This is a genomic window from Exiguobacterium sp. SL-10, from assembly GCF_004337025.1.
GTDB lineage: Bacteria > Bacillota > Bacilli > Exiguobacteriales > Exiguobacteriaceae > Exiguobacterium.
The window spans coordinates 128,313-143,141 of sequence record NZ_SJUP01000003.1; the positions used below are offsets into that span (position 1 = coordinate 128,313).

Below are 14,829 nucleotides of genomic sequence, written 5' to 3' on the forward strand. Positions count from 1 at the left end.
TGCGTCCCTTTTTTCATTCCAAAAATTAAAGCAGGTGAACCTAATGATTCAATCACTTAAACGACTCGACCGCAATATTTGGATCCGTTTCCTCGGGGAGACGATCACCGGCGTTATGATGTTCATGATCGCGCCGTTCCTCGTCCTCTATTACAGCGACAAGCTCGACAGTTACATCCAGGTCGGGGTCATCATGGCGACCGGACCGATCATGGCACTTATCGGCTCGGTCGTCGGCGGACGACTCGCCGATCTATATGGCCGCAAACCGATCATGATGGCCGCCATCCTTGGAGATGCGCTCGCCCTCGTCGGTTTCGCCTTCGCCGAGACGTTTTGGCCGCTCTTGCTCTTGAACGCGATGCTCGGACTTACGAACTCGCTGTTCCATCCCGCCGCTAGCGCGATGGTAGCGGATGTAACCGAGCCCGAACAGATGAACGAGGCGTTCGGACTGTTGCGGATGGGCCATAACATCGGGGCGGCGTTCGGTCCGCTCCTCGGTAGCGCCGTTCTCTTTATCGACCGACAGTACATCTTTTATTCGGCCGCGTTCGTCTTCGTCCTGTACGCGCTCGTCCTCGGCCGCTACATCCGGGAGTCGCTCCCGGAGTCGACCGATGCCGACACGCCGTCGAACCGAGACGTGTTGCGCGTGTTCTACAATGACAAGGTGTTCCTCGTGTTCATCTTCGCCGGCGTCTTCATCTCGATGGGCTTTTCACTCATCGAGAGCATGTTGCCCCTGTTTTTGCGGGAATCGATGCCGTCGTTCACCGATCGCGAGAACCCGTTCGCCTACATGCTAGCTTTGAACGGCATCATGGTCGTCTTATTCCAGTTCCCGATCGCCTCGAAACTTGGCCGCAAGCCGTTCGGAAACGTCATGCTCGCCGGTGCGACCATCTTCGGTGTCGGCATGATCTTGATCGCCGTCATGCCGCGTCTCCTCTACTCACTCGGGACACCGTACCTCGTCCTTGTCAGCATCTTGCTAGCGGTGTACGCGTTCTATACGCTTGGCGAGATGATTATGTCACCGGTCCAACAGACGTTCATCGCCTTGATCGCACCGGAGAACATGCGCGGCGCTTATAACGGGGCCGCTAGTATCCAATGGTTGATCGGCGGGGTGACCGCTCCCATCATGGCGAGTTTGTTCTTCGACCAGCGGGCCGGTCACATCGCCTTGATACTCGTTGGAGCCGCCAGCTGCGTGTCAGGGCTCATTTATTGGCAACTCGGACGACGCATCAGTGCGGCCGAAGCGAAACAGAAGTCAGCTTGATGTATAAAACCACACTGAACCTAGTTGTTTAGTGTGGTTTTTGATTTCGTTTCAAAATCGTTAAATTTTGAATTTTTCATTCATTTATTCTTTACAAACATAATGATTCTTTTTATGATAATACGGTCAAGGAGGGATCTTTCATGGAAAGGATCGATAAACAGAAAATTGTGGACAGCGTGCCACAAAAAGGTTTTTTCGGACAGCCTAAGGGCTTGTTCACGCTATTCTTTACAGAGTTTTGGGAACGGTTCTCGTATTACGGGATGCGTGCCATCCTCGTGTTCTACATGTATTACGAGGTATCCGAGGGTGGTCTCGGTCTCGACCAGAACGTCGCTCTGTCGATCATGTCCGTGTACGGCGCACTTGTTTACATGTCCGGGGTCATTGGGGGATGGCTCGCCGACCGCGTCTTCGGGACGTCCCGCGCTGTCTTCTTCGGTGGCGTGTTCATCATGCTCGGTCACATCGTGCTGTCGATTCCTGGCAGCCTGACGTTCTTGTTCATCTCAATGGCATTGATCGTCATCGGTACGGGCTTGTTGAAACCTAACGTCTCGAGCATCGTCGGTGACTTGTATCACGAAACGGATCGTCGTCGTGATGCCGGGTTCAGTATCTTCTATATGGGGATTAACCTCGGTGCCTTCATCTCGCCTTTGATTGTCGGCGGGGTCCAGAAAAGTTACGGTTTCCATTGGGGCTTCGCACTCGCTGCGGTCGGGATGTTCATCGGTCTCGTCGTTTTCCTCGTCACAAAGAAGGGCAACCTCGGTCTAGCCGGCTCATACGTGCCGAACCCGTTGACGCCATCTGAAAAGAAAAACGCCATCAAATATACGACGATTGCGGTGGTTCTCATCGGTGGCCTGTTGGCCGTCTTGATTCCACAAGGCTTATTCACGATCAACACGTTCATCGGTCTCGTCGGTGTGTTCGGGATTGCCATCCCGACGATTTATTTCATCATCATGTATCGTAGCCCGAAAACGACAGAAGTCGAGCGGTCACGGATTATCGCCTATATCCCGCTCTTTATCGCCTCGGTCATGTTCTGGGCGATTCAAGAGCAAGGGGCGACGATTTTGGCCAGCTATGCCGATAAGCGGACCGACCTTGAATTTTTAGGGTTCACCCTCTCACCGGCCTGGTTCCAGTCGCTTAACCCACTGTTCATCATCATGCTCGCGCCGGTATTCGCATGGCTTTGGGTCCGACTCGGTGATCGTGAGCCGAGCATCCCGACGAAATTCGCCTTCGGGATCTTGTTCGCAGGGTTAAGTTTCTTGGTGATCTTGCTGCCGGCCTACTTTGGTGGACCGGACACGCTCGTGAACCCGCTCTGGCTCGTTCTCAGTTACTTCATCGTCGTGCTCGGTGAGCTCAGCCTGTCGCCTGTCGGTTTGTCAGCGACGACGAAGCTTGCCCCGGCGGCCTTCTCGGCCCAGACGATGTCACTCTGGTTCTTGTCGAACGCGGCGGCGCAAGGGATCAACGCCCAGCTCGTCCGTTTCTACTCACCGGAGAATGAAATGCTCTATTTCGGAATCATCGGTGGTGCGGCCATCGTGCTCAGCATGATCTTGTTCGCACTCGCCCCGGTCATTAAAAAGTATATGCGTGGGATCCATTAATCAAAAAGCCCATTCCTCGGCCGAGGAATGGGCTTTTATATGCTTCGTTTATTTACGGACTTGGATGAGCGACAAGTAGCGGTCGATCAAGTCGTGGTTGAAGTAATCATGGAACCGGTCCGACTTGAGCGATTGAATCGACTCATGGAATGTCGCCGGGAGTGACGAGATGCCTTGGCTCTCGATTTGTTTCGCCGAGTACTCGAACAAGTCGTCTTCGTTCGGTGACGACGGTTCGAGCTGTTGCTCGATCCCTTCGAGTCCCGCATAAATCAAGGCCGCGAGGGCAAGATATGGGTTCGCGCTCGGGTCTGGGTTCCGGACCTCGACACGTGTCGCGCTACCGCGTGACGCCGGGATACGAATCATCGAGCTGCGGTTCGACGGGCTCCAGCAGATGTTGACTGGTGCCTCGAAACCTGGCACGAGACGCTCATATGATTCTGGGAGCGGATTCGTGAAGATGGCCGTCGCACGGGCATGTTTCAGAATCCCTTCGATGAAGTGACGGGCTGTGACTGACAGGCCGTAATCCGACTCAGGCTCTTCGAACGCGTTGACCGTCGGTTTGCCATCCTTATCGTTTTTCCAGACCGAGATGTTGAGGTGCATCCCCGACCCGTTCACGTCGCGGAGCGGTTTCGGCAAGAACGACACTTTTGCGTTTTTCTCTTGGGCTGCCAATGTGACGATTTCTTTGAAGAACTGAATGTTGTCGGCCGTGTGCAACGCGTCATCATATTTGATACCGATCTCGTGCTGGGCCGGGGCCACTTCGTGGTGGACTGCTTCGATGTTGAAGCCGACCTCACTCAACCGGTTGGCGATATGTTGACGTACCTCATAGCCTTTGTCTTCTGAACGTGTCGAGAAGTATCCCGCCTCGTCATAAAATTCTCCGTTCTCGTCGAAGATGAAGAATTCCGGCTCGGCGCCGACGAAGATCGAGTATCCGTCGCCAGCTGCGCGCTCGAGGGCATCTTTCAAGACGTTACGCGGGTCGAACTCATACCGTTCCCCGTCTGGTGTGCATACGTCACAGAAGAACGCGAGGATGCTCTCGTCCCCGTCCTGTTCGTAGCGTGGACGATCTAAATCCGGTCTCAAGAATAGGTCTGAGTTTTTGATGGAAGAGAAACCTGCGATGGATGAACCGTCAAACATCGTCTTCCCTTCAAAAACTTCCGGCAACAATTTTGCAGAGAGAGTCAGTAGCTTCAAGTCTCCAAGCACGTCGGAGAAGTACATATGGATTTGAGTGATCCCTTTCTCCTGAACCGTTTTTTCAATCTCTTCTTGCTTCTTCCTGTTGCCATCCTTGTCAGTTCCGAATAGATTAGCCATGATTCTAAAAAACCTCACTTAAGTTATTTGACAGATCAACACTGTCATGACGTACCTTGCGTACGCTTCTCCTTAAGTCATAACCCACTTTAAAAAGTGTTAAACCCCAAATTTGAAACATCGGGTTGAAAGTGGCTCATTCTGCCGTCGCTTGTTATGATGGAAAGAGACTGAAAAGAGAGGAAGAACGCTGTGAATATTTTTATGACCGGTGCGACCGGATTTTTAGGAGGACGACTCGCCCGCGAGTTGATTCATCGAGGCCATACGCTTTGTGTCCTCGCCCGTACGCCTGAAAAAGTGAAGGCGATGTTCTCGCAAGACGAACTGAGCTCGATCACTGTGCTTTCAGGTGATTTGACGGCCCCGCTCCTCGGTGCGGACGATGAATTTATCGCACGCCATGACGAATCGTTCGACTTGGTGCTCCATATGGCTGCCCTCGTCAAATTTGATGAGGAGCTTCGCGACGAGCTGTTCGAGACAAACTTAACCGGGACGAAGCAAGCGCTCGGGCTCGCAAAAGCGCTACATTGCCCCCGCTTCTTCCACGTCAGCACGGCGTACACGCTAGGAGCGCGTGAAATCGGCGATGAGACGTTGTATGCAACCGATCAAGCGTTCCATAACCCGTATGAAGAAAGCAAGGCACATGCCGAACAGGCAGTATGGGCAGCGCGACGCGATTTGTCCGTCTCGATTTTCCGCCCCGCCATCATCGTCGGTGACTCGAAAACCGGCGAGGCTGATTCGAAGTTCACGATGTATGGTTATATGCGCGCCCTTGAGGTGTTCAAGCGCCGACTCGAACGAAAAGGTGCACCCGTTGGCCCAATCCGCCTTCTCGGGTCCGAGACAGGCACGTCGAATCTCGTCCCGGTCGACTACGTGGCCGACGTGTTGCTGGCGGCCATCGAGCACGCCCGACCGGACACGATTTACAACGTGACCAATGATGCCCCGCCACGCAATGAGACGATGCTTGAATACATGAAGCAGGCGCTTGAATTCCCGCATCTGAAAATCACGGAGACGGCGAAGTCTTCGCTGAGTAACGTCGAACAGACGTTCAACGAGATGGTAAAAGTGTTCAATCCGTATTTAAATCGCAACATCTCATTCAACGACACGAACACGAAACGTCTATTACAGGACGCCGGATTTAAAACGCTTGATTTAAACGAGCGTTCGCTTCGTCGAATCGTCAACGCTTATTACGAAACCAAATGAAAACAGCCGGGACTGATCCTCATCAGTTCCGGCTGTATTGTTTATGACTTGTCACAGACGAGGACGATTTTTCCGGCTTGAATCTCATTCTCGAGTGATTCGACCATCTCTTTCGTCAGACCAAGACTCTCGAATTGATCGATACGGTCATCCGAGTTTTTGGAAAACTTCGACATGAGCGATTCCCAAAGCCCTTTCTCGGTGATCCGATACGGTTGGACCCCTGCTTCTGCTGCGAGTCGCACCGTCAACTCTTCATCCTTGGCAAATAAATAAATATTTTCGTTCAGACATCCTCCTGACACCATTCCGTTCACTTCATGGTCCACCGAGGTCATATCTCGCACGATTCTTGTTTCTAACATATTCATCCTCCTAAACGTCCGCTGTTCTAAAATCGAATAATATACTATTCCCGAAAAATGAGTCATAAAACCCGTTTTCCGCCAGCGATTTATAAAAGAAGGATTCAAGAAAACGTGACGGTCCAATCTTCAATTTCGAAATGGTCGACGATCCCTCGGATTCGAGCCCGTTCGTCCGGTTCAGACGATACATCATCCCGACTAAGGCGTACGATGTTGATTCCAGTCTGCCAATCGATTTTTCCGCCCCGATAGCCCGCTTGTCTTAACAACCCCGCAATGATCTCCAACTTCTCCCTTTCGGTCGATTTCAATGTATGGGTCACTCTCACATACTCCACTCCTTCCCATTCCAAGCCGTATTGTACCATACCGCCTCTTCATGCACGAAGGTGCGACACCGATTTCAATGGTGGTATACTAGAGACATTGAGACAAGGAGTGATGTAGATGCCGAGACAGGATATGAATACGATCATGCTCGACTATATGAATGAGAAAGAGGATTACGAGGCGTTCGCCGCTAAGTTGAAATCGCTCCTCAGCGAACTATTGAACGACGCGGGGATTCAATTTCACTCGATTGTCGCCCGGGCGAAGGAAACGGAGAGCCTATACGCCAAACTGTCACGTAAACCGTACCAATATCGGTCGTTACGTGACGTCCAAGATTTGGCAGGGATTCGAATCGTGACGTATTTCCATGACGATGTCCGGGCCGTTGCCCGAATTCTCGAGGACGAGTTCCGAATCGACCGCGAACAGTCAATCGACAAATCCACTCTGCTCGACTCAAACGAGTTCGGTTACCTATCCGTCCATTACGTCGTCGGTCTGAGTGACAAGCGGCTCGCTCTCGGGGAATATCGTCGCTTTGAGGACAAAGAGGCGGAGATTCAAGTTCGTTCAATCTTACAACACGCATGGGCCGAGATCGAGCACGATCTCGGCTATAAAAACCCGAACGCCGTCCCACCGGAAATCAAACGTAGTTTTAGTCGTGTTGCCGGATTGCTTGAGATTGCCGACTCCGAGTTCGTCAATATCCGTAAACAGTTGCGGACGTTCGAACAAGAGACGGTCGAACGGATTGTCGAATCACCGGACAAGGTGAGCATCACCCGGGACAATTTAAACTATTATATCGCCAACGACGTCACCGTCGAGAAACTCGACAATGCCATCTTCCAGAGCGATTGGCTGCTCGACACCGACCTGTCGACGATTATCGAGCTGACGCGTATGTTCCATTATGCCGAGATTCGCACATTCCAGGATCTGAGCGACACGCTCGATCTCTACTTCAATCGTGCCGTCCAATGTGCGACGCTATTGCCATCGTCTCTCCTGCCCCGTCAAGGGATGGGTGTCGTCTACGCCGTCCTCGCGAAATTGCTCGCAGAAGGGGATGACCAGCAGATCGAGTTCTTCTTCCGCCGCTTCTATCCGGACTTGAAACACTATGATGAAGTCATCCAAGAACTTCGTACCCGAGAAGAGCCATCATAACTTTACAGACTTCATGTTTTTGTTGTAGAATGTTTTTATGTTCTGAAATATATGCAAATAATGATATTTACCTAGGAGGTACGCTTGAGGATGACAACACCTGTACAGACAGCATCCCGCCGTCAGCTCGTCGCTGATGCTGAGCGAGGGATTCGCATGAACTATCGCGGAGTGAAAAAAAACCTCCGGTCGATGTTCTCACAATATTTGACGCGAAACGAATTTTTCATCCTTCGGTCGCTTTGTCAAAATAGTCCTCAAATCGCCTCGGCCCTATCGAACGAGTTTCAATTCTCTGCTTCGATGATCACTGCCCTTGCGGATGAGCTCACGAAAAAAGGATTGATCTCACGCGAACGCAGCGAACGTGATCGTCGCGTCGTCGAATTGCAAGCGACCGAAGAAGGTCGTGCCTTGTTCGAGACGTTAGAAGACATGAAAATCGAGTACTTGATGGACGTGTTCGAAGATTTTTCAGATGATGAATTGATTCTTCTGTCAAAACTGCTTGACCGAATGGACGCATAAAAACGACTAGGCCGATTATCGCGGCCTGGTCGTTTTTTGTTTCTTCACGACACGACACAAAAACCCGAGTGCGGATAACCCGCACTCGGGTTCATTCTTGATTTAAGATTTGGCGATCGCCGTGACGACGATTCGGTCCCGGTATCCGTGTTGCGGGTCATAAGGTCCCGCGCATGTGATGAGCTGAAGCCGTGTCGATTGGGTCGCCGCAAAAATTGAGGCGAGTGGCACGTCTTCAAGTCGATACCGTTCAACGGAGACGACTTCATATTCGATCACCTTTTTACCACGCTGGAGCGTCACCGATTCTCCGAGGCGCAGTTCGCCAAGGTTTGCGAAGATGGCCGGTCCGCGAAGGTCATCGAGATGACCGGATAGGACGACATTGCCTGTCGCGCCTGCTTTCGCCCCGTAACGATACCATCCGACCTCATCAGCGTCTGTCGGCGTATCCATCCGGTCGAGTCGGTCTTTCCCGACCGGTTGAATGACGGCATCGACATCAATTGACGGAATCTTCAATCGTTTTGGGACGAACGTGTCTCTGTGAAAAGATTGACGGTCAATCTCGGTCGCTGACAAGACGAGCGGTTCGGCGAAACCGACGGTCGTCAGTTTCGCGTTCGCGTCCGGGGCGCCGGCGACCGGTGCAAGCATGAGGAACGATAACGTTCCAATCAAGAGAAGCTTAAGCGTCTTGCTTCTGACGACGAAAGACGTAGAAGCCAGCCGCTGCTGCACCAAGAACCGCTGCTGCGAGCAACCAGTTCATCGATGCTGTCTGAGCGAGACCACCTTGTCCTGTTTCAGGAGCTCCGGCCATTTCACCGCCGTCCGCTGCGAGAAGGACTTCAAATGCTGGTTCACCTTCAAGAAGTCCGATGGCGAACGCCGTGTAGTTTTTTCCACCTTCGAGGGCAACACCGTCGAGTGCCTTCACGACATCAGTCGCGCCGGCTGGACGAACTTCGAGGTCATACGTGCCAGCATCGAGTGTACCGTAGTCGCTGACCGCTTTGAACTCAAGGTTTGAGAAGAGTGGGTCGCCGCCTTTAGGTGCTACATCGACTGCCGGTGCGTCAGGTGCGAAATGAGCGACACGGACTTTTGATTTACCATCTTCAAAGTTCGCATCGTCTTCCATTGCTGCAATCTCGATATTTTCAAGTTGGCCGATTGCTGCCGCTGTATAGAACTTGCCTGCTTCGATCGAGAGGTCTGCCGCAACGACGACCGTCTCTGCATCACCAGCCGGCTTGATCTCAACATTGTAATCTCCGGCTGGGAGAGTTAAATAATCGGTGAGCGCTTTGAACTCTGCGCCTTCGACCGCTACTTCACCGTTGACATATACATCTACCGCAGGTGCGTCAGGTGAAGCATGGAGCACACGTACCATCGCGTTCTCGTGTCCTTCTGCACTGACCGGTACGATGAGTGCGAACGCCAGGGCGAGTGTACCAAGTAAAGACATCAATTTCTTCATGTGAAATTTCCTCCTTTTTCTGCTTGGGTTGACCGATTGACTGCATACAACAAGTTTGATGCGGTGCTGCAACGTGTGCTACATCTGATTGCTATGTAGCTGGTGACATCTTAAACTTAAGACAACGGAGCAATGGCGTAAAGGTGGCGGTGTGCTCTCAATATGCCGTTCAGCACATTTGCAAGAGACCGCTTTCTTTACATTAACCACACTTCCCTTTCGTCTTTATTTAAAAACCCCGTAACGCGTAACGTTACGGGGTCGAATGTGCTTTCGCCCAGTCGATGTCGTTTACGAACACCGCGTCGACCTTGAGCCGGTGAAACCGGTCAAGGTCGTGGACCGTTTTCACAGTGTAAGGGCGTACGGCGAGCCCTTCAGCTTGAAGCTGAAGGATTTCTTCATCGGTCATCGTTCGAACGTTTGGATGTACGGCGGTCGCACCGACCTTCTGACAGTAAGCCACAAGGTCATAAAGGGGTTGGGCCAAGAGAACCGCACACTCAATGTCTGGCGCTAACTGGTTCAAACGTTTTAGCGTCATGTGATTGAATGACGAGAACACGACTTGTTCAGCAGGGACACGTCGGTTACGGATCGTGTCAACTAAGCGCTGCTCGATGCCGGGATAGCGTTCGATATCGGTCTTGACCTCGAGGTTCAACACGACCGACGTCCCTTGACACAGGTCGATTAGTTCATCTAACGTCGGGATCTGCTCATGAACCGCGAACGTGACGCCCGCATCGACCCCTCGCAGTTCCGATAAGGTCATGTCGGCCACTCGGCCTTGGCCATCCGTCGTCCGATTGATGGTCTCGTCATGAATGAGGACGAGTTTTCCGTCCCCCGTCATATGAACATCTGCCTCGATTCCGTCCGCTCCTGCCTCGAGCGCAGCCTGGAATGCTGTCATCGTGTTTTCCGGATGGTGAGCCATCACCCCCCGGTGTGCGAAGAATCTCATCAGGTATCGCCTCAGTTCGTTTTATATTTGCTCGTCAAGTAACGGACGAGTGGTCGGACCGAGATGTTTTGCCCGGTCACTTGCTTGATGAGTTCATTAGGCGTCAGCGCTTTTCCATGACGATGAACATTGTCCTCGAGCCACTGTTTGATTGGACCGAACGTGCCAGCGCTGACGAGCGACTCAAAATCTGGATGGTCATCGCGGAGCGACTCTGTCAACTGAGCGGCATAAATCAAACCAAGGGCGTAGCTCGGGAAGTAACCGAACGACCCACCGGCCCAGTGTACATCTTGCAGGACGCCCTTCGCGTCACTCGGTACGTCGACGCCAAGGTATTCCTTATAGAGCGCGTTCCATGCCGCAGGTAACTCCTCGACCGATAAATCACCTTGGATCAGTTTCTTTTCAAGCTCATAGCGAATAATGATATGCAGGCTATATGTTAATTCGTCCGCCTCGATTCGAATCAAGGAAGGCTTCGCCTCGTTCACACCGGCATAAAACGTCTCGAAAGAAACGTCTTGAAGCGCCGGATTTTCTGTTTGAAGACGCGGATAGACGCTCTTCAAGAACGCTTCGCTACGTCCGACAAAATTCTCGAAGAAGAGCGACTGTGATTCATGGATTCCCATCGAGGCACCGCCTCCGAGACCGAGCTCGTCGAGTTCCGAATCGATTTGTTGCTCATACGTCGCATGCCCCGCCTCGTGCATCGTACCGAACAAGGCGTTGCGGAAGTCGGCTTCGTCGTATTTTGTCGTAATGCGAACGTCACGCCGATTGATTGTAATCTCAAACGGATGCACCGTCGCGTCGAGTCGGCCTCGCGTCAAATCATAGTCGACGACCCGCATCCAATCCTCACATAATCGCTGTTGGACCGACTTGTCCATCGTCCAGTCGAGCCCTTGGACGGGTTCCGGCAATTGGCGGATGAGCGGGACGAGTTCATCCCTCAGTGTCTGAAACAACGCATCGAGCTGTTCGACCGTCATGCCCGGTTCATAATCGTATAACAAGGCATCGTACGGGTGCGACTCATAGCCAAAATAATCGGCGAACTTGCGTTGAAACCCGATAATCTTCTCCAAATATGGGGCAAACATCTGCCAGTCATCCTGATCTTTCGCCTTCTCCCATGCCGTCTCAGCCTCGGAGACGAGCGTCACGTACGCCTGATACTCAGATGACGGGATTTTTGCATTCCGCTCATACTGGGTCTTGGCGACCGCGACCGACCGCACTTCGACCGGGGTCAAGTCCTCGGTCTCGATCATCTGTGCGAGCAATTCTTTGAAAGACTCGCTTGTCTGGCGTTTGAACGCCTCCGTCGACAGATAACCAATCGTCTCGGCCCGAAGCGGGGCCGATTGCTCCGGCATCTGGGTCCGCATATCCCAATACAATAAAGAAATCGCCTCGTCGAAGGCACGTAATTGCTTGAAATGTTCACGCCACTGCTTTGTTAGTTCCATTCTGATTCCACCCCTATGACAGTTGTATCGTTACTTCTCTACTTTAATATAGACGGGGCGAGTTGCCTATGCTTTCGGCACATCGGTTTTACGTTCGTACGAGAGCGGCTTGGTCGCTGGCCCCTCGAGCACATTCCCTTTCGTATCAAATCTTGACCCATGGCACGGGCAATCCCACGAGCGCTCGGCGTCGTTCCAATTGACGGTGCACCCCATGTGCGTGCACCGTGTCGAGACGAGGTGGCATTCATTATCAAGGTCGCGATAGACGCCGACTTTCTTCCCGTCGACTTGGACGATGCCTCCTTCATCAAGTTGCAAGTCGTCGAGCGTACCGGATTTCTCGAGAGAACCTTTGACGAACTGGGTCGCCGTGTCGAGGTTCGTTTTCAAGAACTGACCGACATCCGTCGGCTTGAACTTGGAACGGAGTGGATTTAATAGTTCTCGGAAGCGGTTATCCTGACCGGTCAACAGATCAGCCAAGAGGAGACCCGAGGCGATCCCGTTCGTCATCCCCCATTTGGCGAATCCCGTCGCGACGAACACATCTGGCTCCCGGCTAAACATTTGTCCGACGTACGGCAAATGGTCGAGTGTAATCAAATCTTGGGATGACCATCGGAAGCTTGCTTTTTTCGTATCGAACGTGTCATGGGCGAACCGGTCGAGGCGGTCGTAACGCGAGCGTGTCTCTGTCACGTGACCACTCAAATGACCTTCGCCGCCAACGAGCATATACGTTTTATCCCCTTCCTGGAACGTACGAAACGAACGACTCGGTGTATCGACGCTCAAATACATGCCTTCCGGTACACTTTGCTCAGTCTCACAAGCCACGATATACGAGCGTTCGACCTCGAATTTCGAGAAGTAAAGTCCTCGGATATCATTGAACGGGTAATGGGTGGCGACGACGACTTGATTCCCTTGGACCCGCCGCCCTGCTGATGTCGTGACGATCGGCCGGGGTCCACCACTGATTTCGGTCGCCCGCGTCTTCTCATAGACTTGACCGCCAGCCTCGACGAAACGACGTGCGAGCTCGTTTAAGTACTTGACCGGATGGATTTGAGCTTGATCTCGGATGACGAGCGCTTGCTTCACTTGTAGCGGTAGGGCGGCATTCACTTCTTTTGTCGCGTCCCCACCGAGAAGCTCGAGTTGCTCATACGCCTCGCGTTCGGCGACGAGTTGACTCGAGCCGTCGATAGAATATAAGTAAGAATCTTTCGCCTCGTAATCGATATCAAACCCGTCTGTGACCTGACCTCGCAGATATTGGAGTGCTTCTTGGTTGAGCTCGTAGTAGAGTCGGGCCGTTTCTAGATTGAACGTCCGGATTAATTTGGAGTAGACGGTCCCGTGCTGCACAGAACATTTCGCCGTCGTATGGCCGGTCGTGCCCCGTCCAATCTCGGCCGCCTCGAGCAGGACAACTTGTTTACCGCGTTGCTGTAGTTCATAGGCTGTCACGAGCCCGGCGATGCCCGCCCCGATGACGACAACGTCACAAGAGACCGAGCTTTCTAGTTTTGGATACGGAAACGTCTCGTCGTGCTGACGCCATAGCGAATTGGTGAATGGATATCGATGCATGAAGGTGCCTCCTTTAGTAGGTTGAGTGTCTGTTATTGTGTATACCCATTCCCCTTCATTTCATACGCGTCAATTATTGACCTGATTCTTTATTTTGATGACGATTTCAAAGGGCTTCATCCATTATGGTAGAAAAGTAAACAATGAAGGAGCGAATACATAGTGAAACGAAACCGCAGACACCGTAGAAAAACGTACATCATGAGGCGACTCACTGTCGGCCTCGCCTTGGTTGGACTACTCGCCATCATCCCGGCCTTGATCGGCTTCAAACAAGAACCAGAACCGAAAGCCGCACCTGCCGTCTCGGCAGTGGTACCTGTCAAACAAGGACCGACCTTCCCGGAGATCCCGATCATGGATTGGACGAACCAACCGATTGCAGCATCGGATACGGCCGAGCTACTTGTCGGTTCGATGGCGTTTGTCAATTTGACGGATGGTGAGATCCTACTAGACAAGAACGCATCGGAGCGCGTCTTCCCCGCTAGTACGACAAAATTGATGACTGCACTCCTCGCATACGAGGCAGCGGTCGACAAGAACGAACTCGATCAAGACGTCGTCATCGTGAAACAGTCGACGCTCGATATTCCCTGGGACAGTCACATCGTCCATCTTGCGGTCGGTGATCGGCTCACTGTCCGTCAAGCCCTCTATGCGACGTTGCTCGAGTCGGGAAACGACGCTGCAAATAGCCTGGCCGAATATGTGAGCGGTTCGACGACCGAGTTCGTTGACTTGATGAACGCCCGCTCGAAAGTACTCGGCTTGACCGGCACACAATTTAGAAATGCGCACGGCTATTCCGACCCAGAACATTTTACGACCGCTCTCGACATGGCTAAGATTGCTTACGCGTTCGGCACGTATCCGGAACTTCTCGAGATTGCCGGGACGTACGAATACGAGGCGAAATTTGTCGATCAGAACGGCGATTTGAAGCGACGTTGGTGGTACCACCTCGGGTCGGCGGTCAACGAGCGCAGTATCCATTACTCCGAGCTCGTTAAAGCGACAAAGACCGGATACACGGACGAATCAGGTTATACGATGGTGTTTTTGATGGAGCGTGATGGCAAGCAGTACGTATTGGTGACGATGCAAGCCAAGTCTGGACAAACGTTCCCGACGATGCGCTCGGTCGAACAGATCGCGTTCGGAATCACCCATGAATAAAAACACCAGTCAACGACCCGCTCTTCCCTGTACAGGGAAGAGCGGGTCGTTGTGTTAAACGTTAAGTAAAATGACGATTTATATGACAAACAGATGACACAAGAGTAACACTGGCATGACTAATTGTCAGAATATTTAAACTTTTATAATGAAAAATATCGTGCTTATCCGTTGATACAATGCGCTTTAGAGCCCTTTTTCTGAAAAGATGACAGTTTG

General features: G+C 52.2%; 14 protein-coding genes. 6 read left to right on the top strand and 8 right to left on the bottom strand.

All coding sequences use genetic code 11. The features are described from left to right. The first annotated feature begins 43 nt into the window (after positions 1–43). Positions 44–1,288 (top strand): MDR family MFS transporter, encoded by a 1,245-nt coding sequence (locus EVJ33_RS05265; protein WP_131435094.1) that lies wholly within the window; start codon positions 44–46, stop codon positions 1,286–1,288. Positions 1,289–1,431: 143 nt separating this feature from the next. Further along, complete coding sequence (locus tag EVJ33_RS05270) at positions 1,432–2,925, top strand: peptide MFS transporter (protein WP_131435096.1); 1,494 nt, start codon at positions 1,432–1,434, stop codon at positions 2,923–2,925. 48 nt (positions 2,926–2,973) lie between these two features. Here EVJ33_RS05270 and EVJ33_RS05275 read toward each other — a convergent pair whose 3' ends face one another. Beyond that, positions 2,974–4,269 (bottom strand): glutamine synthetase family protein, encoded by a 1,296-nt coding sequence (locus EVJ33_RS05275; RefSeq protein WP_131435098.1) that lies wholly within the window; start codon positions 4,267–4,269, stop codon positions 2,974–2,976. Positions 4,270–4,461: 192 nt separating this feature from the next. On the opposite strand from EVJ33_RS05275, the gene EVJ33_RS05280 reads away from it, so the two are divergent. After that, on the top strand, positions 4,462–5,499 hold the full coding sequence (locus tag EVJ33_RS05280) for an SDR family oxidoreductase (protein ID WP_131435100.1): 1,038 nt from the start codon (positions 4,462–4,464) through the stop codon (positions 5,497–5,499). Between the two features lie 41 nt (positions 5,500–5,540). Here the strand turns inward: EVJ33_RS05280 and EVJ33_RS05285 are convergent, their stop codons facing one another. After that, positions 5,541–5,864, bottom strand: a complete 324-nt coding sequence (locus tag EVJ33_RS05285) for a YflT domain-containing protein (protein ID WP_236634540.1) — start codon at positions 5,862–5,864, stop codon at positions 5,541–5,543. A gap of 104 nt (positions 5,865–5,968) precedes the next feature. After that, positions 5,969–6,196, bottom strand: coding sequence for a hypothetical protein (locus EVJ33_RS05290; protein WP_131435102.1), 228 nt, complete (start codon positions 6,194–6,196; stop codon positions 5,969–5,971). A gap of 118 nt (positions 6,197–6,314) precedes the next feature. On the opposite strand from EVJ33_RS05290, the gene EVJ33_RS05295 reads away from it, so the two are divergent. Continuing rightward, a complete protein-coding gene (locus EVJ33_RS05295) occupies positions 6,315–7,373 on the top strand; it encodes a GTP pyrophosphokinase (RefSeq protein ID WP_201739661.1) in 1,059 nt (352 codons plus the stop codon). A 90-nt stretch (positions 7,374–7,463) separates the two neighbouring features. Then, complete coding sequence (locus tag EVJ33_RS05300) at positions 7,464–7,901, top strand: MarR family winged helix-turn-helix transcriptional regulator (RefSeq protein ID WP_034777659.1); 438 nt, start codon at positions 7,464–7,466, stop codon at positions 7,899–7,901. A gap of 102 nt (positions 7,902–8,003) precedes the next feature. Here the strand turns inward: EVJ33_RS05300 and EVJ33_RS05305 are convergent, their stop codons facing one another. From EVJ33_RS05305 to EVJ33_RS05325, 5 genes are all read right to left on the bottom strand, one after another. Then, positions 8,004–8,642 (bottom strand): class F sortase, encoded by a 639-nt coding sequence (locus tag EVJ33_RS05305; protein ID WP_236634541.1) that lies wholly within the window; start codon positions 8,640–8,642, stop codon positions 8,004–8,006. Further along, positions 8,590–9,387 (bottom strand): DUF4397 domain-containing protein, encoded by a 798-nt coding sequence (locus tag EVJ33_RS05310; protein ID WP_131435104.1) that lies wholly within the window; start codon positions 9,385–9,387, stop codon positions 8,590–8,592. The genes EVJ33_RS05305 and EVJ33_RS05310 overlap by 53 nt, the downstream gene beginning before the upstream one ends. Positions 9,388–9,640: 253 nt before the next feature. Beyond that, positions 9,641–10,354 carry a glycerophosphodiester phosphodiesterase gene (locus EVJ33_RS05315; protein WP_131435106.1) on the bottom strand — a complete coding sequence of 238 codons (714 nt, stop codon included), beginning with the start codon at positions 10,352–10,354 and terminating at the stop codon, positions 9,641–9,643. Between the two features lie 11 nt (positions 10,355–10,365). Beyond that, positions 10,366–11,832 carry a carboxypeptidase M32 gene (locus EVJ33_RS05320; protein WP_131435108.1) on the bottom strand — a complete coding sequence of 489 codons (1,467 nt, stop codon included), beginning with the start codon at positions 11,830–11,832 and terminating at the stop codon, positions 10,366–10,368. Between the two features lie 66 nt (positions 11,833–11,898). Beyond that, on the bottom strand, positions 11,899–13,431 hold the full coding sequence (locus EVJ33_RS05325) for an FAD-dependent oxidoreductase (RefSeq protein WP_131435110.1): 1,533 nt from the start codon (positions 13,429–13,431) through the stop codon (positions 11,899–11,901). Positions 13,432–13,632: 201 nt separating this feature from the next. Here EVJ33_RS05325 and EVJ33_RS05330 point away from each other — a divergent pair, with 201 nt between their 5' ends. Next, positions 13,633–14,610, top strand: coding sequence for a D-alanyl-D-alanine carboxypeptidase family protein (locus EVJ33_RS05330; protein ID WP_131435112.1), 978 nt, complete (start codon positions 13,633–13,635; stop codon positions 14,608–14,610). Positions 14,611–14,829: the final 219 nt, after the last annotated feature.

Coding starts and splice junctions, on each gene's coding strand:
- EVJ33_RS05310 (WP_131435104.1), bottom strand. CDS start 9,387: ATGAAGAAATTGATGTCTTTACTTGGTACACTCGCCCTGGCGTTCGCA.
- EVJ33_RS05325 (WP_131435110.1), bottom strand. CDS start 13,431: ATGCATCGATATCCATTCACCAATTCGCTATGGCGTCAGCACGACGAG.
- EVJ33_RS05300 (WP_034777659.1), top strand. CDS start 7,464: ATGACAACACCTGTACAGACAGCATCCCGCCGTCAGCTCGTCGCTGAT.
- EVJ33_RS05315 (WP_131435106.1), bottom strand. CDS start 10,354: ATGAGATTCTTCGCACACCGGGGGGTGATGGCTCACCATCCGGAAAAC.
- EVJ33_RS05330 (WP_131435112.1), top strand. CDS start 13,633: ATGAGGCGACTCACTGTCGGCCTCGCCTTGGTTGGACTACTCGCCATC.
- EVJ33_RS05285 (WP_236634540.1), bottom strand. CDS start 5,864: ATGTTAGAAACAAGAATCGTGCGAGATATGACCTCGGTGGACCATGAA.
- EVJ33_RS05265 (WP_131435094.1), top strand. CDS start 44: ATGATTCAATCACTTAAACGACTCGACCGCAATATTTGGATCCGTTTC.
- EVJ33_RS05275 (WP_131435098.1), bottom strand. CDS start 4,269: ATGGCTAATCTATTCGGAACTGACAAGGATGGCAACAGGAAGAAGCAA.
- EVJ33_RS05320 (WP_131435108.1), bottom strand. CDS start 11,832: ATGGAACTAACAAAGCAGTGGCGTGAACATTTCAAGCAATTACGTGCC.
- EVJ33_RS05295 (WP_201739661.1), top strand. CDS start 6,315: ATGCCGAGACAGGATATGAATACGATCATGCTCGACTATATGAATGAG.
- EVJ33_RS05270 (WP_131435096.1), top strand. CDS start 1,432: ATGGAAAGGATCGATAAACAGAAAATTGTGGACAGCGTGCCACAAAAA.